This is a genomic window from Donghicola sp., assembly GCF_025210255.1.
In the GTDB taxonomy this organism is placed as follows: Bacteria; Pseudomonadota; Alphaproteobacteria; order Rhodobacterales; family Rhodobacteraceae; genus Donghicola; species Donghicola eburneus.
Map to the genome: position 1 here is coordinate 139,337 of NZ_JAOARZ010000011.1, position 21,242 is coordinate 160,578.

At 59.2% G+C, this 21,242-nt stretch carries 20 protein-coding genes; 12 read left to right on the forward strand and 8 right to left on the reverse strand.

The features are described 5' to 3' along the window. Nucleotides 1-55 precede the first annotated feature (55 nt). The 4 genes from N4A58_RS03250 to N4A58_RS03265 are packed head-to-tail and all read left to right on the forward strand — an operon-like array spanning nt 56 to nt 4,258. Nucleotides 56-1,636: a L,D-transpeptidase family protein gene (locus N4A58_RS03250; protein ID WP_092464402.1), complete on the forward strand. Its 1,581-nt coding sequence runs from the start codon at nt 56-58 to the stop codon at nt 1,634-1,636. 32 nt (nt 1,637-1,668) lie between these two features. Beyond that, nucleotides 1,669-2,763 carry a UDP-3-O-(3-hydroxymyristoyl)glucosamine N-acyltransferase gene (locus tag N4A58_RS03255; protein WP_293707789.1) on the forward strand — a complete coding sequence of 365 codons (1,095 nt, stop codon included), beginning with the start codon at nt 1,669-1,671 and terminating at the stop codon, nt 2,761-2,763. Nucleotides 2,764-2,795: 32 nt separating this feature from the next. Then, nucleotides 2,796-3,053, forward strand: coding sequence for an acyl carrier protein (locus N4A58_RS03260; protein ID WP_072706483.1), 258 nt, complete (start codon nt 2,796-2,798; stop codon nt 3,051-3,053). Next, the gene (locus tag N4A58_RS03265; RefSeq protein ID WP_293707793.1) at nt 3,050-4,258 is read left to right on the forward strand and encodes a beta-ketoacyl synthase; all 1,209 of its coding nucleotides are present in this window, start codon (nt 3,050-3,052) and stop codon (nt 4,256-4,258) included. Before N4A58_RS03260 ends, N4A58_RS03265 begins: the two co-directional genes overlap by 4 nt. 71 nt (nt 4,259-4,329) lie before the next feature. On the opposite strand, the gene N4A58_RS03270 is transcribed toward N4A58_RS03265, so the two are convergent. After that, the gene (locus N4A58_RS03270; protein ID WP_072706481.1) at nt 4,330-4,908 is read right to left on the reverse strand and encodes an invasion associated locus B family protein; all 579 of its coding nucleotides are present in this window, start codon (nt 4,906-4,908) and stop codon (nt 4,330-4,332) included. A 422-nt stretch (nt 4,909-5,330) separates the two neighbouring features. Between N4A58_RS03270 and N4A58_RS03275 the strand changes: the two genes are divergently transcribed. Then, the gene (locus N4A58_RS03275) at nt 5,331-6,869 is read left to right on the forward strand and encodes a helicase HerA-like domain-containing protein (RefSeq protein WP_293707796.1); all 1,539 of its coding nucleotides are present in this window, start codon (nt 5,331-5,333) and stop codon (nt 6,867-6,869) included. Nucleotides 6,870-6,921: 52 nt separating this feature from the next. On the opposite strand, the gene N4A58_RS03280 is transcribed toward N4A58_RS03275, so the two are convergent. The 5 genes from N4A58_RS03280 to N4A58_RS03300 form a co-directional block, all read right to left on the reverse strand. Continuing rightward, complete coding sequence (locus N4A58_RS03280; protein WP_293707798.1) at nt 6,922-8,226, reverse strand: branched-chain amino acid ABC transporter permease; 1,305 nt, start codon at nt 8,224-8,226, stop codon at nt 6,922-6,924. Beyond that, the gene (locus N4A58_RS03285) at nt 8,223-9,233 is read right to left on the reverse strand and encodes a branched-chain amino acid ABC transporter permease (protein ID WP_293707800.1); all 1,011 of its coding nucleotides are present in this window, start codon (nt 9,231-9,233) and stop codon (nt 8,223-8,225) included. Before N4A58_RS03285 ends, N4A58_RS03280 begins: the two co-directional genes overlap by 4 nt. Before the next feature lies 1 nt (nt 9,234). After that, nucleotides 9,235-9,918 carry an ABC transporter ATP-binding protein gene (locus N4A58_RS03290; RefSeq protein WP_293707919.1) on the reverse strand — a complete coding sequence of 228 codons (684 nt, stop codon included), beginning with the start codon at nt 9,916-9,918 and terminating at the stop codon, nt 9,235-9,237. Nucleotides 9,919-10,042: 124 nt separating this feature from the next. After that, entirely contained in the window at nt 10,043-10,825 is a 783-nt protein-coding gene (locus tag N4A58_RS03295) for an ABC transporter ATP-binding protein (protein WP_293707802.1), read from the reverse strand. A gap of 98 nt (nt 10,826-10,923) precedes the next feature. Further along, nucleotides 10,924-12,120, reverse strand: coding sequence for an ABC transporter substrate-binding protein (locus N4A58_RS03300; protein ID WP_293707804.1), 1,197 nt, complete (start codon nt 12,118-12,120; stop codon nt 10,924-10,926). Between the two features lie 163 nt (nt 12,121-12,283). Between N4A58_RS03300 and N4A58_RS03305 the strand changes: the two genes are divergently transcribed. After that, nucleotides 12,284-13,348 carry a PQQ-dependent sugar dehydrogenase gene (locus tag N4A58_RS03305; RefSeq protein WP_293707806.1) on the forward strand — a complete coding sequence of 355 codons (1,065 nt, stop codon included), beginning with the start codon at nt 12,284-12,286 and terminating at the stop codon, nt 13,346-13,348. Nucleotides 13,349-13,351: 3 nt separating this feature from the next. Here N4A58_RS03305 and N4A58_RS03310 read toward each other — a convergent pair whose 3' ends face one another. Then, nucleotides 13,352-14,377, reverse strand: a complete 1,026-nt coding sequence (locus N4A58_RS03310) for a GlxA family transcriptional regulator (protein WP_293707808.1) — start codon at nt 14,375-14,377, stop codon at nt 13,352-13,354. Nucleotides 14,378-14,550: 173 nt separating this feature from the next. Here N4A58_RS03310 and N4A58_RS03315 point away from each other — a divergent pair, with 173 nt between their 5' ends. Next, a complete protein-coding gene (locus N4A58_RS03315) occupies nt 14,551-15,924 on the forward strand; it encodes a class II 3-deoxy-7-phosphoheptulonate synthase (RefSeq protein WP_293707810.1) in 1,374 nt (457 codons plus the stop codon). A gap of 14 nt (nt 15,925-15,938) precedes the next feature. On the opposite strand, the gene N4A58_RS03320 is transcribed toward N4A58_RS03315, so the two are convergent. Next, on the reverse strand, nt 15,939-16,529 hold the full coding sequence (locus N4A58_RS03320) for a PAS domain-containing protein (protein ID WP_293707812.1): 591 nt from the start codon (nt 16,527-16,529) through the stop codon (nt 15,939-15,941). Nucleotides 16,530-16,743: 214 nt separating this feature from the next. Between N4A58_RS03320 and N4A58_RS03325 the strand changes: the two genes are divergently transcribed. The 5 genes from N4A58_RS03325 to N4A58_RS03345 all read left to right on the forward strand — a co-directional run bounded on the left by N4A58_RS03325 (nt 16,744) and on the right by N4A58_RS03345 (nt 21,231). Continuing rightward, entirely contained in the window at nt 16,744-17,631 is an 888-nt protein-coding gene (locus N4A58_RS03325) for a YicC/YloC family endoribonuclease (protein ID WP_293707814.1), read from the forward strand. Further along, nucleotides 17,631-18,281: a guanylate kinase gene (gene gmk, locus N4A58_RS03330; protein ID WP_072706469.1), complete on the forward strand. Its 651-nt coding sequence runs from the start codon at nt 17,631-17,633 to the stop codon at nt 18,279-18,281. Before N4A58_RS03325 ends, gmk begins: the two co-directional genes overlap by 1 nt. After that, nucleotides 18,278-18,802 carry a gamma carbonic anhydrase family protein gene (locus N4A58_RS03335; protein WP_293707817.1) on the forward strand — a complete coding sequence of 175 codons (525 nt, stop codon included), beginning with the start codon at nt 18,278-18,280 and terminating at the stop codon, nt 18,800-18,802. The genes gmk and N4A58_RS03335 overlap by 4 nt, the downstream gene beginning before the upstream one ends. Before the next feature lie 126 nt (nt 18,803-18,928). Beyond that, nucleotides 18,929-19,969: an ATP-binding protein gene (locus N4A58_RS03340; protein WP_293707819.1), complete on the forward strand. Its 1,041-nt coding sequence runs from the start codon at nt 18,929-18,931 to the stop codon at nt 19,967-19,969. A 233-nt stretch (nt 19,970-20,202) separates the two neighbouring features. After that, nucleotides 20,203-21,231, forward strand: a complete 1,029-nt coding sequence (locus N4A58_RS03345) for a substrate-binding domain-containing protein (RefSeq protein WP_293707821.1) — start codon at nt 20,203-20,205, stop codon at nt 21,229-21,231. Nucleotides 21,232-21,242 lie beyond the last annotated feature (11 nt).

Below are 21,242 nucleotides of genomic sequence, written 5' to 3' on the forward strand. Positions count from 1 at the left end.
ACATTTTCAGAACTGCAAAGGACGTGCCATGCTTTCCTTAATGGCTAAAAAACTAATGCGGATACAGCTTATCGTTGTTGTGATCGCTTTTGTCTTTGCGAGTGTCGGGGCACCTGCGCAGGCGCAGAGTGCAGCAATAAAACAAGCTATTGCCGAGGCCTCTGTCGGGGACGAGGACATCGCATCCTTTTATCGTGAAACGGATTTTGAGCCGATCTGGCTTGGCCGTGGTAAGAACAAGCGCCGGCTTCAGGCTCTGTTCGAAGCGCTGGAAACCAGTGGGAACCACGGGCTCCCGACTGCCAGCTATAAAGTTGATGCGCTGCGCAACGACATCGCCAATGCGACGACTGCGCGGCAAGCAGGTGCGGTCGAAGTCGCAATCAGCGAGACGTTTTTGAAGTATGCGCGCGATCTGCAGACCGGTGTTCTGGTCCCGCAGCGGATCGATTCCCTGATTGTGCGGGAAATCCCGTACCGCGCGCGCGTGTCATACCTGACCTCGCTGGTGAAATCGTCGCCGCGTCCGTTCTTCCGCGCTTTGGCGCCTCAAACCCAAGAGTATAACCGCTTGTTCGGTGTCAAAGCCGATCTGGAGCGTCAGGTGGGCTTGGGCGATTGGGGCCAGAAGGTCCCTGGCGCGCTGAAACCGGGCGCGACTGGCAACAGCGTGGCCATCCTGCGCAACCGTCTGCAAGCCATGGGCTATTTGGGGCGCAGCGCGACCAGCACCTATGATCCCTCCATTCAGCAGGCGGTTCAGGTGTTCCAAATGGATCATGGCTTGACCGCTGACGGTGTGGCAGGACCCGCCACCATCGAAGAGATTAACAAGTCAGCTGCAGAGCGTTTGGCCTCGGTCATCGTTGCGATGGAGCGAGAGCGTTGGCTGAACAAAGAACGCGGCAAACGCCATGTTCTGGTGAACCTGACTGACTTCACGGCCAAGATCATCGACAACGACAAAATCACGTTCGAGACCCGCTCGGTGATCGGTGCGAAATCCCTTGACCGCCGGACGCCCGAGTTCAGCGATGTGATGGAGCATATGGTCATCAATCCGACCTGGAACGTGCCGCGCTCGATCACAGTCAAAGAATACCTGCCGATGCTGCAGAAGAACCCCAACGCCGTCGGTCACCTGAACCTGATCGACAGCCGCGGCCGCGTTGTTCCGCGCTCGGCGGTGAACTTTGCCCAGTACTCGGGCAAGACCTTTCCCTTCCGCTTGAAAGAGCCGCCGAGCCAAGGCAACGCGCTGGGTTTGGTGAAATTCATGTTCCCGAACCCCTATAATATCTATCTTCATGATACTCCGGCCAAGAGCCTGTTTGGGCGCGAAGTGCGGGCCTATTCCCATGGCTGCGTGCGTCTGCACAAGCCCTTTGACTTCGCCTACGCCTTGCTGGCCAAGCAGGAAGCCGACCCGCAGGGCTACTTCCAGAGCGTTCTGAGCACGGGCCGCGAGACCACGGTTCCGTTGAAGGAACCTGTGCCGGTACACATTATATACAGGACCGCATTCACGTCGGCCAAAGGACACGTGCAATACCGCCGCGATGTCTATGGGCGTGACGCCGCGATCTGGCGCGCGTTGGAGCAGCGGGGGGTGGTACTGCGCGGCATTCAGGGCTAGATCAAATCCCGGACTAGGCCGGGAGGCACTGAATGACGACCTTTACTCTTGCCGAAATCGCCGCCGCCTTGGGCGTGGATGCTCAGGGCGACGGCTCTTTGACCATTACGCGGGTTGCCGAACCTGCGTCGGCCACGAGCGCTGATCTGGCGTTGGCCATGAAACCCGAATTTGCGGATCAGATATCAGCGGGCGCTGCTCAGGCGGCGTTGCTGTGGCAAGGTGCAGATTGGCAAAGCTATGGTCTGAAGGGCGCGATCCTCATGGACCGACCGCGCTATGGCATGTCCAAGCTGTCCGCCATGATGGACGCGGGGCAGGGCTATGCACCCGGCATTCACCACACAGCCATCATTGACCCGACTGCACAGATCGGCGCGGATGCCAGCGTGGGGCCGTTCTCTATTATTGGTGCGGGTTCGGTGATCGGCGACAACGCCGTCATCGCCAGCCACGTAACCATTGCACCGCGTGTGTCGATCGGAGCTGACGCCCTGATCCATCCCGGTGTCCGCATCATGGCCGATACGCGGATCGGCGAACGTGTGATCCTGCACGGGAACGTGGTGATCGGGGGCGACGGCTTCTCCTTTGTCACGCCCGAGAAGTCGGCGGTCGAACAGGTTCGCGATACCCTTGGCGACAGCAGTGGGACCCGAGCGCAGGCGTGGGCGCGGATCCATTCCCTTGGTGGGGTCGAAATCGGCGACGACGTTGAGGTTGGCGCGAACTCGACCATCGACCAAGGGTCCGTGCGGGCAACCCGCGTGGGCAGCGGTACCAAGATCGATAACCTTGTTCAGGTGGGCCACAACGTCGTCATTGGCACAGACTGTCTGCTCTGCGCGCAGGCAGCGGTGGCGGGGTCGACCGTGATCGGGAACAACTGTGTGCTTGGCGGCAAATCCGGCGTCGCGGACAACATCAAGATCGGCGACAACGTGGTGATCGGCGCGGCTTCGGCAGTTTTGTCGAACGTTCCTGCGGGTCGTGCTATGCTCGGCTATCCGGCGGTCAAGATGGACACCCATGTCGAGACATACAAAGCCCTGCGTAGATTGCCGCGCCTCTTGCGCGAATTTGCAGAGCTTAAGAAAACTGTTTCAAAAGACGGGTTAAGTGGCTAAATCGCCATAATGCCAACGAGAAGGGTAAACCCATGACCGTGAAGGATAAAGTTATCGCAATCATCGCCGAGCAGGCCGTTTTGGAGCCGTCGGACGTGACCATGGATAGCACCCTAGAGGACCTTGGGATCGACAGCATGGGTCTGGTCGAGAGCATTTTTGCCATCGAAGAAGCCTTTGATATCTCGGTTCCGTTCAACGCCAACGATCCCTCGGAAAGCGACTTTGACATCAGTTCTGTCCAGGCAATCGTGGACGCAGTTGAAAAATTGGTTGCGGAGCAGTCGTGAGACGCGTCGTCATCACCGGCGCGGGCACGATTAACCCGCTTGGCGCGGACGTGCCCAAGACTATGGAAGCCATGCGCGAAGGCCAGTGTGGCATCGCAGAGCTGGACATCCGCGATCTGGATCGGCTGGCCATCCGCATTGGCGGCCAAATTTTAGACTACCACCCCGAGGATCGCTGGAACCGCCAGCAGATCGCGCTGTACGACCGCTACACCCAATTCGCGATGATCGCGGCGGAAGAGGCGCTGAAGCAGTCAGGTCTGACCTTTACCGGTGATCTGGCCGCGCGATCTGGCGTGGTGCTAGGGACGGCAGGCGGCGGCTTGCAGACTTCGGACGAGAATTACCGCACCGTCTACGAAGAGGGCAAAAACCGCGTTCACCCCTTTGTCGTGCCCAAGTTGATGAACAATGCTGCGGCCAGCCACATTTCGATGGCCCATAACCTAAAGGGTCCGTCTTACACCGTGGCGACTGCCTGTGCGAGTTCGAACCACGCCATGGGCCAAGCCTTTCACATGGTGCGCGCAGGGATGTCGGATGTGATGATCACAGGCGGCTCGGAATCGATGTTGTGCTTTGGTGGCCTGAAGGCGTGGGAAGGGCTGCGTGTCATGTCCAAAGACGCTTGCCGCCCGTTCTCTGCAAACCGCAATGGCATGGTTCAGGGCGAAGGTGCAGCGATCTTTGTGTTCGAAGAATACGAACATGCGAAGAAAAGAGGCGCGGATATTCTGTGTGAAGTCAGTGGCTTTGCGATGACCTCTGACGCGGGCGATATCGTGATGCCGTCCAAGCAGGGTGCAGCACGAGCGATTTCTGGGGCTCTGGCGGATGGCAAAATAGACAAATCGCAGGTCGGTTACATCAACGCGCACGGCACTGGCACAGCAGCGAATGACAAAACCGAATGCGCGGCAGTTGCGGATGTTTTTGGCCATCACGCGGACGAATTGATGATCTCTTCGACCAAATCCATGCATGGGCACCTGATTGGCGGCACCGGCGCGGTGGAGCTCTTGGCGTGCATCATGGCGCTGCGGGATGGCATCATTGCGCCGACCATAGGCTACGAGGAGCCCGATCCGGAATGTGCGCTCGACGTCGTTCCGAACGAGTCCCGCGAGGCCAACGTTGACGTGGTCCTGTCAAACGCCTTCGCCTTCGGAGGATTGAATGCCGTGTTGGCGCTGCGCAAGCACTGAGCCGGAGACAACGCTCAACAAAAAAGGCCGCCGAAATGAGGCGGCCTTTTTGTTTGCGTGAGACTGTCAAATCAGCGCGCGGGGATCGCGTCAAAGGCGCTGGTGAAGCCCGACAGCGACATGGTCAAGGTGACCTGCTGGTCCGGTGCAACACGGGGCACGATGACGAGGCTGGCTTCTTTACCCTTTTTGAAAGCGTCCAGTTCCGCTGCAGTAAAGCCGATCTGCGCAAAGCAGCCTTGCTGGGTGCAGAAGCGGAAGGGGTATTTCTTGGCTGCGCCGCCATCGACCGAGATCATCAATTGCTCGGTTAGCAACGTCTCAAGCGGCGTCGCGATGGTTGCGCCAGCGGCCGCGGCCTGACCTTCGGGAAGCTTGAACAGGCTGACTTCGGCCACGGTGTTGCCCTCGCCATCGTCGAGCATCTGGTTCATTTCACAGGGATCTTGCTCTTGCTCGGTCCGCAGGCAGCGCACAATCCAGTCACCGCTGGTTTCGGCGTCGTAGGTTGTTCCCAGAGCGTTGCCCTGCTCTGCGACCTCGGTGCCCAGATCGACATCAGCCGCAGGGGCTGCGTCGTCCTGCGCCAGTGCAGGCGTTCCCAGAGCGAGAATGGTGGCAAGAGTTAGGCTCAGATAGTGCTTGGGCATTTGTTTCCCCAGTGTCTCAAATTTCTTTGGCAAATGCCTAACACGGGTTGGCGTCTGATGGCAGTCCGGATTCTATGAAAATAATCGTGAAGGCAGGATGTTGCGGGCAATTAAAGATGACCCTGTCGTGCAGAAAATAAGAAAGGAGACCGTAGGCCTCCTTTCATTTTTTGCTCCCTGTCGGACTGGCCGACTTAGTAATTGACCGAACGCTACGAAGTCCTCTCGGGATCGTCAACAGATAAACTTCAGTTATCTTCAACAATCTTTTTCTTGATATCAAAACGCGAAAAAAGCCGCGCCTTTTCAAGGGCGCGGCCAGTTCAACAGGGAGGAAATGTGCCCTTCATCACGACACAACCCAATGCTGGCACCAGTTGGTTAACGCTGTATTGTCGGACCGTACCCAAGGGAGTTTCGGCATGTTGGATGGCATTTTTGTTGGTGGTGGTGGTTTAGAATACGGTGAGGCGCAACAACTTGTGCTGAAATATGCAAATAGGCACGGGCTTATCGCCGGCGCGACAGGCACGGGCAAGACTGTGACCGTGCAGATTCTGGCGCAGGCCTTTTCTGATGCCGGTGTTCCGGTCTTTGTGTCGGACGTCAAAGGCGATCTGTCCGGCCTTGGCGCGGCGGGGGCGGAAACGCACAAATTGCATGCACCGTTTATGGAACGCGCGCAGAAAATCGGGCTCGACCTGACCTACAGCGCGGCACCCGTCACATTCTGGGATCTGTGGGGGCAGCAAGGTCACCCCGTGCGCGCAACCGTGGCCGAGATGGGCCCATTGCTCTTGTCGCGGATGCTTGACTTGACCGAGGTGCAAGAGGGCGTGCTGAACATCGCGTTCCGAATTGCAGACGAGCAAGGGTTGCCGCTGCTAGACTTGGACGATCTGCGGACGATGCTGGTTTGGCTAGGGGACAACCGGTCAGAGATTTCCATGCGGTACGGCAACATCTCTCCGGCGAGTGTGGGCGCGATCCAGCGGTCTATTCTGATGCTCGAGAATGAGGGAGCGTCTGGCTTCTTCGGCGAGCCTGCGCTGGAACTGGCTGATCTGATGCGCATGGATAACACGGGGCGCGGAGCGGTGAATATTCTGGCCTCTGACCGCTTGATGCAGGCACCGCGCCTCTATGCGACGTTCCTGTTCTGGCTATTGTCGGAACTCTTCGAAGAGTTGCCAGAGGTCGGCGATCCGGACAAGCCAAAGCTGGTGTTCTTTTTCGACGAGGCGCATCTTCTGTTCGACGGCACGCCCAAAGCCCTGGTGGACAAGGTCGAGCAGGTGGCGCGGCTGATCCGGTCCAAAGGTGTTGGCGTTTACTTTATCACGCAGCATCCGGCCGACATCCCCGAGGATATTCTGGGCCAGCTTGGCAACCGGATCCAGCACGCCCTGAGGGCCTTTACCGCGCGGGACAAAAAGAACCTAAAGCTGGCCGCCGAGACCTATCGCGAGAACCCAGCCTTTAGCGTCGAAGAAGCGATCCGCGAGGTCGGAGTCGGCGAGGCGGTGACTTCGTTTTTGGAGAAAAAGGGCGTGCCGGGGATGTCAGAGCGAACGTTGATCCGTCCGCCGTCTTCGCGCATCGGACCCTTGACCGTGGCGGAGCGAGGCGCGCTGATAGCCGCGTCACCCATGTCGGCCAAATACGATCAAGCCGTGGACCGCGAGAGCGCCCATGAAATCCTGACCAAGCGGGCGGACGCCGCGGCGGCGGCTGCAGCACAGGCCGAGGCCCAAGAAGATCAGGTCGAAGCTCAAGAGCGGGAATACCGCACTGCGCGGCGCTATACGGGATCGCGGGTCAGCCGGTCGACTTCCAAGCGCATGAGCCGCGATGATAGCTTTAGTGGCGCGCTGACAGAGGCGTTGGTCAAAGAACTGAAGGGCACCACGGGGCGGCGGATTGTCCGCGGTATCCTTGGCGGGCTGTTCAAAGCCCGCTAGACCGCAGGTCCTGAAAAGAGAAAGGGCGCTCTGATCAGAGCGCCCTTGTACCTTATTTCTCAGGCAGCAAGCCGCGCGGGCTAAACCTGAGCATCACCAGCATCACAAGCCCCATGGTCAGCAAACGCATATGCGCAGCGGATGCCAGCAGGTGCTCGCGCAGAGCATTGCCAGGCTCCATGCCAGCGGTCACGAGCTCCATCAGCCAGCGGCCAAAGGGTTCGACCTGCACCCAAAGGAACCAGATCAGGAACCCCCCGAGCACCGCGCCCAGGTTGTTGCCCGACCCGCCCACGATCACCATCACCCAAATCAGGAAGGTGTAGCGCAGGGGCTGATAGGTGCCCGGTGTCAACTGTCCGTCCAGCGTGGTCATCATCGCACCCGCCAGGCCGCAGATCGCAGAGCCGAGGATGAAGATTTGCAAATGGCGACGGGTCACGTTTTTGCCCATCGCGCGGGCGGCGTCTTCGTTATCGCGGATCGCGCGCATCATCCGTCCCCAAGGGCTGTGCAGCGAGCGCTGCATCAGGAACAGGATGATCAGCAGTACGATGGTGAACAGAACGCTATACCCCAGCTTGACGTAGAGCGTTGACGCGGTCACTGGGTCCAGCCCGAACGACGCTGCCTTTTCCACAAAGGACGGATCGGCTTGCAGATCAATCTCGTAGGGCAGCGGACGCGGCAGACCGTTTACGTTTTTCACACCGCGCGCCAGCCAGTCTTCGTTCTTCATGATCGCGATCATGATCTCGGCAATGCCAAGGGTCGCGATGGCCAGATAGTCGCTGCGCAGACCCAAAGCGGTTTTGCCGATAATCCACGCGGCGCCCGCAGCCAGCAAACCGCCCACAGGCCACGCCAACAGAACGGGCAGGCCAAGGCCGCCGAGGTATCCCTCTAGGGCGGGGTTCACCTTTTCGATGGCGTCGCGCGCAGGATCAAACAGACTGCGGTAGATGGCAAATCCTGCGATCAGCAGAACCCAAGTCACGACAGCGCGCAGGTTGCCTTGGGGCATGCGCGAGCGCACCAAGATCACAGCTGCCAAAGAAAGCGCCCCAACCAGAAGTGCGACCCAAATGTTGACGCCTCCAGCCGCCCAAGCGGCCGGTACGGGCGGCATGGACACGAGCACAGTCGCCAGACCGCCAAGCCCGACAAATCCCATGATCCCGACGTTAAACAGGCCCGCAAAGCCCCATTGCAGGTTCACGCCCATCGCCATGATCGCACTGATCAGACCCATGTTCAGAATGCCAAGCGCCGAGTTCCAGCTTTGGAAAAAGCCGGTGCCAAGGATCAGCACCGCCACCAGACCGAACAGCGCGGTTGTTTTCACGGTGTCGTTCATACCGATTTCCCCTTGAACAGGCCGGTGGGCTTGAACAGCAACACCACCACCAGAATGACAAAGCTGACAGCGAATTTGTAATCGACCGCCAAGAGCTGCATCAGCCCATCGGGCGCCAGCGATTCAGGCAGCATGTAACCCGCGGCCTTTTTCCATGCATAGGTGATGGTCACCTCGGAGAAGGCGATGACAAAACCACCCGCGATTGCGCCCAAAGGACTGCCCAAGCCGCCCACAATGGCAGAAGCAAAAATCGGCAGCAGGAGCTGGAAATACGTGAAGGGTTTGAAGCTCTTGTCGAGGCCATAGAGCACACCTGCGACCGTGGCCAAAGCCGCCACGAGGATCCACGTCACAGCAACCACCCGCTCGGGGTTGATCCCTGACAGCAATGCCAGATCTTCGTTGTCCGAATAGGCGCGCATGGATTTGCCGGTGCGTGTGTGGTTCAGGAACCAGAACAGAGCGGCTACGACCAACACTGCGGTCACGACCGTCAGTCCTTGGGAGGTTTTGATCGCCAAGCCTTCGTCCAGACCGGTCATCTTCTTGAAATCTCGCGCGCCGATGATGAAGCGTTCGCCATCCGCAAACCGCTGGTCATCGGGCCCGATGATAAAACGCACCAGACCGTTCATCACAAACATCACGCCCATGGACACGATCACCAGAATGACCGGTTTGGCCTTTTGTTTGCGATAGAATTTGTAAACCACGCGGTCCGTCCACAGCACCAGCGCCGCCGTCACCGCAATACTAAAGGGCAGGGCCAGCAGCGCCGTGGGCAGCGGCCCAAGCGAGACACCCCAGCTCTGCAGAAGCCACGTCACCAGCACCGTCACCATCGTGCCAAAGGCCATGGTGTCCCCGTGGGCAAAGTTCGAGAACCGTAGGATGCCATAGATCAGCGTGACCCCCAGCGCCCCGAGCGCCAACTGACTGCCATAGGCAATGGCGGGCACGAACACGAAGTTCGCAAGCAGGACGAGTGTATTCAGGATGTCCATCTCAGCCCCCCAAGAAAGATTTGCGGACTTGCGGATCGGCCAGCAATTCCTTGCCCGTACCGGTATGGGCATTCGCGCCCTGCACCAGAACATAGCCTTTGTCCGCGATTTCAAGTGCTTGTCGGGCGTTCTGTTCCACCATCAAAATGGAAATACCCGTGCGCGCCACCTCAATAATCCGGTCAAAAAGCTCGTCCATCACGATGGGGCTCACACCTGCCGTCGGCTCGTCCAGCATCAAAAGCTTGGGTTGGGTCATAAGCGCGCGGCCCACGGCCACCTGCTGACGCTGACCGCCGGACAGCTCGCCCGCATGCTGGTTGCGCTTCTCTTTCAGGATCGGGAACAGATCATAGACCTGCTCCATGGTGTCCGCGAAATCATCTTTGCGCAGAAAAGCTCCCATCTCGAGGTTCTCTTCCACGCTCATGGAGGTAAAGATGTTGTGCGTCTGCGGGACAAAGCCCATGCCCTTGGCCACGCGGGCCTGCGGGCTCAGGGTGCGAATATCCTCACCATCAAACATCACCGAACCGGAATGCACGTTCAGCATGCCGAACACAGCCTTCATCGCGGTCGATTTGCCTGCGCCGTTCGGGCCCACGATCACAGCAATCTCGCCGCGATCCACCTCAATCGACACACCATGCAAAATGTCCGGCCCGCGCCCGTAGCCACCAACCATGTCGGTTGCACTCAAAAAGGACGAAGTCACAACGCGCCCCTTTCATCTTTGTCAAAATACCCTCGGGGGGAGTCGATGCCGCGCATCGACGGGGGGCAGACGGCCCCCCAGCTACGCAAGCCGCTCATGCGCCCACCTGATCTTTGTTCTTCAGGCCCGTGCCCAGATAGGCCTCGATCACCTGTTCATTGGACTTGATCTCTTCGATCGTGCCCTCGGCCAGCTTCTTGCCCTCGGCCATGATAATTACGGGGTCACACAGGCGCCCGATGAAATCCATGTCATGTTCAATCACGCAGAAGGTATAGCCCTTTTCCTGGTTTAACCGGATAATCGCGTCGCCGATGGTGTTCAAGAGCGTGCGGTTCACGCCCGCGCCGACCTCGTCCAGAAACACGATCTTGGCGTCCACCATCATAGTGCGGCCGAGTTCGAGCAGCTTTTTCTGACCGCCCGACAGGTTACCGGCCTTTTCGTCAGCCACGTGGGTGATGGTCAGAAACTCCAGAACCTCGTCCGCTTTGCGGCGCAGGGCTTCTTCTTCGCGGGCAATCTTGCCGCGCTGGAACCAGCTGTTCCACAGGTTTTCGCCCGTTTGCGCAGGGGGAACCATCATCAGGTTTTCGCGCACGGTCATTGAACTAAACTCGTGGGCAATCTGGAACGTCCGAAGCAGCCCCTTGGCGAACAGCTCATGGGGCGGCAGGCCTGTAATGTCCTCGCCATCCAAGTAAACTTTACCCGACGTTGGGGGCAACGCGCCCGCAATCACATTGAACAAGGTGGACTTGCCCGCGCCGTTCGGCCCGACCAATCCCGTAATTGACCCTTTGGCAATCTCGAGCGAGGCCCCATCCACCGCGCGGAATCCGCCAAAATGTCTGTGCAGGTTTTCAACCCGTATCACGGTGTGTTTTCTCCGTGCTTATTTTCCAAGCGTTGGCGCTTTGTCATAAAAGCACAGCCCGGACAAGCCGGGCTGCACTAAGTAACGTTAGGTAACGATTAGCGAATGTTCTCGGTCTCGTAGGCGCCACCAGTGATCACGTATTCACGGTAGGTGCCAGCCGCTTCGCCGGGGCCGATGAGTTCGACGTTGGTTGCGCCGACGTAGTCGATGTCGCCGCCATTCGCCAGGATCTCCAGCGCTTTGCCCAGTTCGCCGGGCAGGATGGGCTCGCCAGGTGCGTTCGCCACTTCCAGCAGCTTGGACGCTGCTGCAGCCGAGGTTGCCTCGCCGCCTGCTGCCATCGCCAGAGCGATCAGCGCCGCTGCGTCATAGCTTTCGCGGGTGTAGGCGCCTTCGGGGTTGATGTCCGCGTCAACCGCCATAGCGGCAAAGGCTGTTGTGCCTTCGCCTTCGGACCACGGAACCGCACCGAACGAGCCTTCCATGTCGTCACCCAGATCAGCAACCAGCTGGTCGCCGTACATGCCGTCACCCAGCATGAAGGTGTCGAATGCACCGGTGTCGAGCGCGCCTTGGATCACGCCGCGGCCGCCTTGGTCGGTGTAGCCCAGCACGACCAGAACGTCGCCACCCGCCGAGGCCAGCGCGCCAACTTCGGCCGAGTAGTCGGCTTTGCCGTCTTCGTGGGGTGCGTTGATGGTGACGGTGCCGCCGGCTTCTTCGTAGGCTGCGATAAAGCTATCGCTCAGGCCCTTGCCGTAGTCGTTGTTGGTGTAGGTGACGGCGACTTCCTTGATGTCCTTGTCCATCAGGATGTCCGACAGAACAACGCCCTGACGCGCATCCGACGGAGCAGTACGGAAGAACAGGCCGTTATCTTCGACAGTCGACAGGCCGGGGCTGGTGGCCGAGGGCGAGACCATGACGATGCCGTTGGGCACAGCCACGTTGGTCAGGATCGCGCCTGTCACGCCCGAGCAGTCCGCGCCCATGATCGCGGCCACACCATCCGAGGTGATCAGGCGTTCAGCGGCTGCGGTTGCGCCTGCGGCGTCAACACAGGTCGAATCTGCGCGCACAGCTTCGAGCATCTTGCCACCCAGCAGACCGCCAGCGTCGTTGATTTCTTTCATCGCGAGTTCGGCCGAGTCTGCCATCGCGGGGGTCAGGGATTCGATAGGCCCGGTAAAGCCCAGAATAACGCCCATTTTGACAGTTTCGCCGTGGCCTTCGGCCATCGCCGCACCTGCGGTCAGAGCGGTGGCCGCAGTGGCCAGCAGAAGCTTTTTCATTGATTTTTCTCCCAGTTGGAACGCGTTGTCCGGTGCGAAGCCTAGGACGGCTTTATGGAAAAAGAAAGAGGTGAAGCGACGGCACCTCCTGACCCTTTGATACACGCAATCGTCAGCCCAGAGACCGTTCAGCCATGCTAGGTCTTACGTAAAGGAGGACACTATGCGCCGATCCATTTTAGCTTTGACGATTTGCCTAGCGGGGGCCGCCCATGCGGCGCCCGAGATTACACCCGTGGCGCGCGGTTTTGATGCGCCGTGGGCTGTGGGTTTTCTGCCCGATGGTGGCATTCTAATAACCGAAAAGGCAGGAGATTTGATCCTGCTGTCGGATGGCACCGCCACGCGCATCGGCGGATTGCCCCAAATCCGCGAGATCGGGCAGGGCGGACTCTTGGATGTCATGGTGCCGCGGGACTTTGCTGACAGCCGAGAGATTTTTCTGAGCTACGCCAAGAATTTATCAAGCGGTCAAGGAACGGCGCTGGCGCGCGGTATTCTGGCCGATGGCGCGACGGAATTGACGGACGTGAAGGACCTGTTCGTCATGACCGCAGGCAGCAGCGGTGGGAACCACTTTGGCAGTCGGATCGTCGAAGCCACCGATGGGACGCTGTTCTTGACGATTGGCGAACGTGGCGATGCGGACTTGGCGCAGGATTTGAACCGTCACAACGGTAGCGTCATTCGGATCAATCGGGATGGCTCGGTTCCAGAGGACAACCCCTTCGTCGGGCAATCGGGCGTGCAGCCGGAAATCTACAGTTACGGACATCGCAATCCGCAGGGCGCGGCGCTGGATGCCCAAGGCAATCTGTGGGTGGACGAACACGGCGCACGGGGTGGCGACGAGATTAACCGGATCAAGCGCGGTGCAAACTACGGTTGGCCGGTCATTTCCTATGGCCGCCACTATAGCGGGGCCAGAATCGGCGAGGGCACTGCCAAAGACGGCATGGAGCAGCCCGAGTTCTACTGGGACCCCTCTATCGCACCCAGCGGGATGGCGATTTACAGCGGTACACTGAATGACGAATGGAAGGGGGACTTCCTCGTCGGGTCGCTTAAGTTCGACATGATCGCCCGCGTTGATGCAGACACGATGCAAGAGGTCGAGCGCATCCAGACCCCCGAAACCATGCGCGTGCGCGACGTGGTCGAGGGGCCGGATGGCGCGATCTATTTCTTGTCAGAGATTAACGGGACACTCTATCGGCTTGAACCGTAGAGGTTATTCCAGATCCGCAGGCTCCTCGTTGCGGCGCGTGCCTTGGCTGCCGCGCTCGCGATAGGGCGTGGTTTCATAATGCGCGCGATAGCACTTGGAAAAATGCGAGGGGCTGGCAAAGCCGCAGGCCAGCGCCACGTTAATCACGCTCATGTCGGTCTGCATCAACAGGTTACGGGCCTTGGACAGTCGCAGTTCCATGTAATAGCGCTTGGGGCTGCGGTTCAGATAGCGGCGGAACAGTCGTTCCAGCTGGCGCGTGGACATCCCCACATCCTTGGCCAAAATGGCGGGGCTGATGGGCTCCTCGATGTTCTTTTCCATCATCTGGATGACTTGCGACAGCTTCGGGTGGCGCACGCCGATGCGGGTGGGGATCGATAGGCGCTGGGTGTCGCGGTCCGTCCGGATCGAGCTGTAGATCAGCTGGTCGGCCACCGCGTTCGACAAATCTTCGCCGTGATCGTCTGCAATAATTTTCAGCATCAAGTCGATCGAGGCAGTGCCACCAGCCGCTGTGATCCGGTTTCCATCCACCACAAAGACCGATTTGGTCAGATCAACCTCGTCAAACTCCTCGGTGAAGCTGTCCTGATTCTCCCAGTGAATGGTCGCGCGCTTGCCATCCAGCAGGCCCGCCTTGGCCAGAACGTAAGAGGCCGTACAAAGCCCGCCGACGGGGGCACCGCGGCGGGCTTCTTTCCGCAACCAGCTCAGCAAGCGCTTGGTCGTCGACTTCTGAACTTCGACGCCGCCACACACCAGAATGGTGGAATCGCGGGGCAGGTCCTCGAGGTCGGAATCCAGCTTGAACTCAACTCCAGCAGAGCTGGTAACGGTACCACCGCCTTCGCCAACCAGAGTCCACGTATAGATTTGCTTGTCCGCCATACGGTTGGCAATGCGCAGACCTTCGACCACCGAAGTGAAGGCCATCAGCGTAAACCGGTCGAGCAGGGCAAAGACAAAATGTCTGGGTTTGTTGCCCGCATTTTCGATCGGGATAACGAGTCTTTCCGTCTGGGCCATGCCAGCGCTCCGTCATAGGCGTGGGGCGGACGTGACATCCGCCAAATTTTAAGGGGCCATTTCGACCAGTCTGAAACCCGACGTCAAGGGTCTTTGGCAAAACGGTTATGGCCATCGCTTTTCTGGTTATGTATAGCGGTTGCACTTTTCACATCTCATAAGCGGAGAGAGAGATGACCGAGTGGAGCAAATCGACCTGGCGCAACCTGCCCCGAGTGCAGATGCCTGAGTATACCGATTCTGCCGCCCTGGCGGCTGCAGAGGCCAAACTCTCTTCGTATCCACCCTTGGTTTTTGCCGGAGAGGCCCGCAAGCTGAAGGCCGAGCTGGCCAAAGCAGGTCGCGGCGAAGCGTTCCTGCTGCAGGGTGGCGATTGCGCAGAGAGCTTCCAGCAGTTCAGCGCGGACCTGATCCGTGACACCTTCAAGGTGATGCTGCAGATGGCGATGGTTCTGACTTACGGCGCCAAGGTGCCCGTGGTCAAAGTTGGCCGCATGGCGGGCCAGTTTGCGAAGCCGCGCTCGGCCCCGACCGAGGTCAAGGATGGCGTGGAGTTGCCCAGCTACCGTGGCGACATCATCAACGATCTGGATTTCACGCCGGAATCGCGCATCCCGAACCCGAACAAGATGCTTGAGGCCTACACTCAGGCGGCGGCGACGCTGAACCTGCTGCGCGCGTTCTCGAGCGGCGGTTACGCCGACGTAAACGAAGTGCACAGCTGGACCCTTGGTTTTACAGAAGGCGAGAAGGCCGAGAAATACCGCGCCATGGCGACCCGCATCAGCGACGCGCTGGACTTCATGAAGGCCGCAGGCGTGGACAGCAGCCAGCAGCACACCCTGCAGAGTGTGGATTTCTACACCAGCCACGAGAGCCTGCTGCTTGAGTACGAAGAAGCGCTGACCCGCGTGGATTCGACCAGCGGCAAATGGCTGGCTGGTTCCGGCCACATGCTGTGGATCGGCGACCGTACCCGTCAGCCTGACGGGGCGCATGTGGAATTCTTGCGCGGCGTTCAGAACCCGATCGGCCTAAAGTGCGGCCCGACCACGACTGCCGAAGATCTGAAGGTCCTGCTGAACAAGCTGAACCCCCAGAACGAAGCGGGCCGTCTGACTCTGATCGCACGTTTTGGCGCCGGCGCCGTTGGTGATCACCTGCCGCGTCTGATCAAGGCCGTTCAGGAAGAGGGGGCAAACGTCGTTTGGTCCTGTGACCCGATGCACGGAAACACCACCAAATCGTCGACCGGCTACAAGACCCGCGCCTTCAACAGCGTGTTGAACGAGGTCAAAGAGTTCTTCGCGATCCACAAAGCCGAGGGCACCATCCCCGGCGGCGTGCATTTCGAGATGACCGGCGCAGACGTGACTGAGTGTACCGGCGGTGTTCGCGCTGTCACCGACGAGGATCTGTCGGATCGCTACCACACCGCTTGCGACCCGCGCCTGAACGCATCGCAATCGCTGGAGCTCGCGTTCCTCGTGGCCGAAGAGCTGTCGAAGCGCAACGCAGAGCAGGCAGCCGCCGCGCTGGCCAGCTAAAGGCCATGGGGCGGTTAGTCCGCCCCACCGTCGATCAATTCGAAGCCGGTCCCGAGCGGGGCCGGTTTTTCTATTTTTGGGGGGTGCACCGCGCCGCACAACGCATCGGTCGAGGCATGATCCAGCCGGAACCGTTTGGTTGGGCCGCTGCCATCATCGGCGACAAGACAGCCTAAGATACGGCTCGCATCGCCCAAATCCGACAGCATCGGCCATAGGTTCATGCGGTAGTTACCCGTGGCGGACCATCCGGCAGACAGCCGCATCTGCAGGATCGCAGGGCGCTGAAAACATTCTTCAATCAATCCGCTCAGCTGGTTACGATAGGGCATCTCGAACAGGGCAGACAGGGGCATTCCCCGCAGGTCCATGCCAAGAACGTCGCACAAGACACTGCCACACAACCGAAATCGGACGTGGCCCGTACCGATCCGCTCTAGCAAGAAGACCTTGTCCAGATGGTCAGCCATATCCTTGGGTCGCAGATCACTACGTTTCGGCAGAGCGCCGTCCACGCGCAAACTTTGCCAGTATGCGCCGACGTCCTGCAGGGCGCTCGGTGGGGCCCCTTTGATGAAATCGGCCAAGCTCAGCACCACTCCCATAGTGCAGCCTCCTGTTTTTCAATTCGTTTGATGCAAAGGAGCCGAAAACTCGTTTGGAAGTTTCGGGGGATTTCCATCGCTTACGAGGGGAATTTGACAGAGTTTCTCTTTAAAATCCCGCCAAACCTGAAGAACCGGTTAACGCGCGGGCGGGGCTGCCTCTTGCACGCGGGGCCGTGGCAGGCATAGTGGGCGCCAGAATAAAGGAACGAGCATGAAATCACTTACCGGATATGCCAGCCTCGAAAACCAAGGCGAAGGGCTGCGCTGGCAATGGGAGTTGCGCAGCGTCAATGGCAAGGGTCTGGACCTACGCATCCGGATGCCTGACTGGTGTTCCGCACTAGAAGCTGAGATGCGCAAACGCGTAGGCGCGGCCATCGCGCGGGGCAATGTCACCATCGGCCTGCGCATTTATGCAGATGGCAGCGCAGCAGTTACGTCAATTGATACAGAGCATCTGGACCGTACGCTTGATCTGTTGGCGCTGGTCCAAGAGCGTGCTGCGCACCGTGGTTTGGCCTTTGGGGCAACCTCGGCTGCGGATGTGCTTGGGATGCGTGGTGTCCTGTCCGAAGACGCACGCAATGACGGGATGACAGATGCCTTGGGTGCGCTCTTGCTCAGTGATTTTGACTTTGCGCTCAAGGCGTTTGTCGACAGCCGTGCCGCCGAAGGGGCCGCTCTGTCTGCGGTGATTACCCGCCATCTCGATGCCGTTGCAGAGCAGCTGACCTCAATCCGTGCCATTCTGCCGGCGCGCGCAGAAGCGCAGGCCGAAGTCTTGCGCGCAGGGATGGCGCGTCTGCTGGAGACAGAGCAACTGGATGCAGGCCGCTTGCACCAAGAGGCCGCCGTGCTGGCCGTCAAATCCGATGTGACCGAGGAACTGGACCGTCTGGATGCGCACGTCGCCGCCGCGCGCCAGTTGGTTGCCAGTGATGTACCGATTGGCCGGAAGTTCGACTTCCTTTGTCAGGAGTTCAACCGCGAAGCCAACACGCTTTGCTCGAAATCGCAACACAGCGGTCTGACCGAACTGGGGCTTGAGATGAAAGTCACCATCGACCAGATGCGCGAACAAATTCAGAACGTAGAATAATGCCCCACGATACCCGCCGCGGCCTTCTTGTTATCCTGTCCTCGCCTTCGGGAGCGGGCAAATCGACCTTGGCCAAGCGCCTGATGGCGTGGGATCCGACGCTGTCCTTTTCGGTCTCTGCGACCACGCGCAAACCCCGTCCCGGTGAAGTGGACGGCAAGGACTACCAGTTCGTCAGCGAATCCGACTTCAAACACATGGTCAGCGATGACGAGATGCTGGAGCACGCCCACGTCTTTGGGAATTTCTACGGCTCGCCCAAGGGGCCGGTGCAGGCTGCGATCGACGATGGCAATGATGTGCTGTTCGACATCGATTGGCAGGGCGCGCAGCAAATTCGAAATTCGGCGCTCGGGCAGCACACGCTGTCGATCTTTATCCTGCCGCCGTCGATCCCCGAATTGCACCGCCGCCTGATCAGCCGCAATCAGGATGACGAAGACACTATTACCAAGCGCATGAAGAAAAGCTGGGACGAGATCAGCCACTGGGGCAGCTATGATTATGTGCTGGTGAACGACGATCTGGATAAGACCGAAGAAATGCTGAAGTCGATCCTGACCGCCACCCGCCTGCGCCGCTTGCAACAGCCCGGTCTGGTCAAGCACGTCCGCGCCCTTCAGGACCAATTCGAGGAGCTCGACATTTGACACTATACGCACTGGACGGAATTTCACCCGAGATTGCCGAAGACACGTGGATCGCCCCCGACGCCAACCTGATTGGCAAGATCGTGGTTGAACCGGGTGGGTCGGTTTGGTTCGGTTGCACCTTGCGCGGCGATAACGAGGAAATCCGCGTGGGCGCAGGCAGCAACGTGCAGGAAAACTGCGTGCTGCACACCGACATGGGGTACCCACTAATGATTGGGAAAGGATGCACCATTGGCCACAAGGCGATGCTGCACGGCTGCACCATTGGGGACAACACCCTGATTGGCATGGGCGCGACCATTCTGAACGGCGCCAAGATCGGGAATAACTGCCTGATCGGGGCAGGGGCTTTGGTCACCGAGGGCAAAGAGATCCCCGATGGGTCGCTTGTGATGGGCGCGCCGGGGAAAGTCGTGCGCGAACTGAGCGAGGAGGCCATCGAAGGTCTGCGCAAATCTGCCATCGGCTACCAAGAAAACATGCGCCGGTTCCGTGCTGGACTGACCAAGATCGACTGATCTGGACGGGGTGTGCGGCTACGACCGTACACACCAGCGCCGCTGTCCGAGGCCGCAGTGTAGCAAAACTGTTACATTCTCGTGACAAGCAGCGGCGATTATTTTCGGAAAATGAGGAGCGTTCGCATGGACCTTATGCCCATCAAGACCATTGTCGATGGTCTGCCTCTGGCTGCAATGGTGGTTGACCAGAGTCGCCGACTGGTCTGTTTGAACACTCTGGCCGAAGAGATTTGGGGCACCGGACTTGCCAACCGCCATTACGAAGTGGCTCTGCGCAATCCGGTCTTGACCGGTGCGATCGCCGAGTGCTTTCGCGATCGCAAAACCTTTCAGACGCGGATCAGCACGATCATTGGCAGCCGAGAGAGCACGTTCTCGTTGAAGGTAGCAGCGATTGAGGGCGAGGCCTTCCAAGGGGTCCTTGCCACCTTCGAAGATGTGAGCCCGCTGGAAGATGTCGGTCAGATGCGCCGCGATTTCGTGGCAAACGTGAGCCATGAACTGCGCACACCGTTGACTGCGCTGCTTGGCTTCATCGAGACATTGCGCGGCCCTGCCAAAGATGACGCACGTGCACGGGATCGCTTCCTTGGCATCATGGAGACGGAGGCCAGCCGGATGAACCGCTTGGTCCGCGATCTGCTGTCCCTAAGCCGCGTCGAGAGCGAAGAGCGCATTCGACCAGGCCAGCAGCTTGATCTGCTTGGGACGGTCCAGAGTACGGTGAAGGCATTGGAGCCCATTGCCGAGGACAAGGGGATCAGGGTAAACCTGACCGCGCCGAACGCCGAGGTGATGGTGAACGGTGATAGCGACCAGTTGAACCAGGTCTTTACCAACCTCATCGAGAACGCGATCAAGTATGGGGGCAACGGCGGTGATGTGAGCGTCACCGTCACGGTCTTGGACCGCGATCCTACGGTCCGTGGCCCGGCTGTGCGGGTCGAGGTCACGGATCAAGGGCAGGGGATCGATCCGATTCACATCCCGCGCCTGACCGAACGGTTCTACCGCGTCGATTCACACCGTTCGCGGGAAATGGGTGGGACTGGATTGGGCCTTGCGATTGTAAAACACATTATCAATCGCCATCGCGGCCGGATGCAGATCGCCAGCGCGCTGGGGCAAGGCTCCACATTTACTGTTACATTACCGCGACTTTGACGATTTCGTAGGGTCGGCGCACTGTACGACCCTGAAAAAATTCGTTTGCAGAACGAATTAAAATATACCATTAAAACAATGCTCTAACTGTGTGATCGCCTAAAAAACGCACGAAATCTCTATGTGTCATAAACCTGTTACATAACTGTCGCAAAAGCGTTGTCAGCAACGTTTAGCACCCGCCCCAAGGTCCACAACGACTGGGACCGTTTGAGTTTAACAGGAGCTACCCTATGTCCTTCGTGAAACTGACCGCCTCGACTCTGGCGATCGCCGCTGTTTCCGCCACCGCCGCTGCTGCACGTGACAACGTGCAGGTTGCTGGTTCGTCGACCGTTCTGCCCTATGCTTCGATTGTTGCCGAAGCCTTTGGCGAAAACTTCGACTTCCCGACCCCCGTTGTTGAATCGGGCGGTTCGTCGGCAGGCCTAAAGCGCTTCTGTGAAGGCGTTGGCGAGAACACCATCGACGTTGCAAACGCATCGCGCAAAATCAAAGACAAAGAGATCGCAGCCTGCGCAGACGCTGGCGTGACCGACATCATCGAAGTCCGCATCGGTTATGATGGCATCGTGTTCGCTTCGCAGATCGACGGCCCCGCGTTCACCGCGTTCGAGCCCGCAGACTGGTACAACGCGCTGGCCGCTGAGAAGCCCGTTGACGGCGCAATGGTTGCCAACACCGCGGCAACTTGGGCCGACGCAAACGCTGACCTGCCCGCAGTACAAATCGCTGCCTTCATCCCCGGCACCAAGCACGGCACCCGCGAAGTCTTCGAAGAGAAAGTACTGCTGCAGGGCTGTGAAGACACCGGCGCCGCAGCGGCTATGACCGAAATGGGCATGGACGAAGACGCAGTTGAAGCCGCGTGTATGGCTGTCCGCACCGATGGCGCATCGGTCGACATCGACGGCGACTACACCGAGACTCTGGCCCGCATCGACAGCAACACCAACGGTGTTGGCGTCTTTGGTCTGGCCTTCTACGAGAACAACACCGACAAGCTGAAAGTGGCGACCATGTCGGGCGTCGTTCCCTCGACTGACTCGATCGCAACTGGCGAATACCCTGTGTCGCGTCCGCTGTACTTCTACGTGAAGAAGGCGCACATCGGCGTCATCCCCGGTCTGAAAGAATACGCAGAGTTCTTCGTCGCTGACGAAATCGCAGGCCCCGATGGCCCGCTGTCCGAGTACGGTCTGGTCTCGGATCCCGAGCTGACCGCAACTCAGGAAGCTGTTGCGAACGAAGAAACCATGTAATTGGTGAAAGA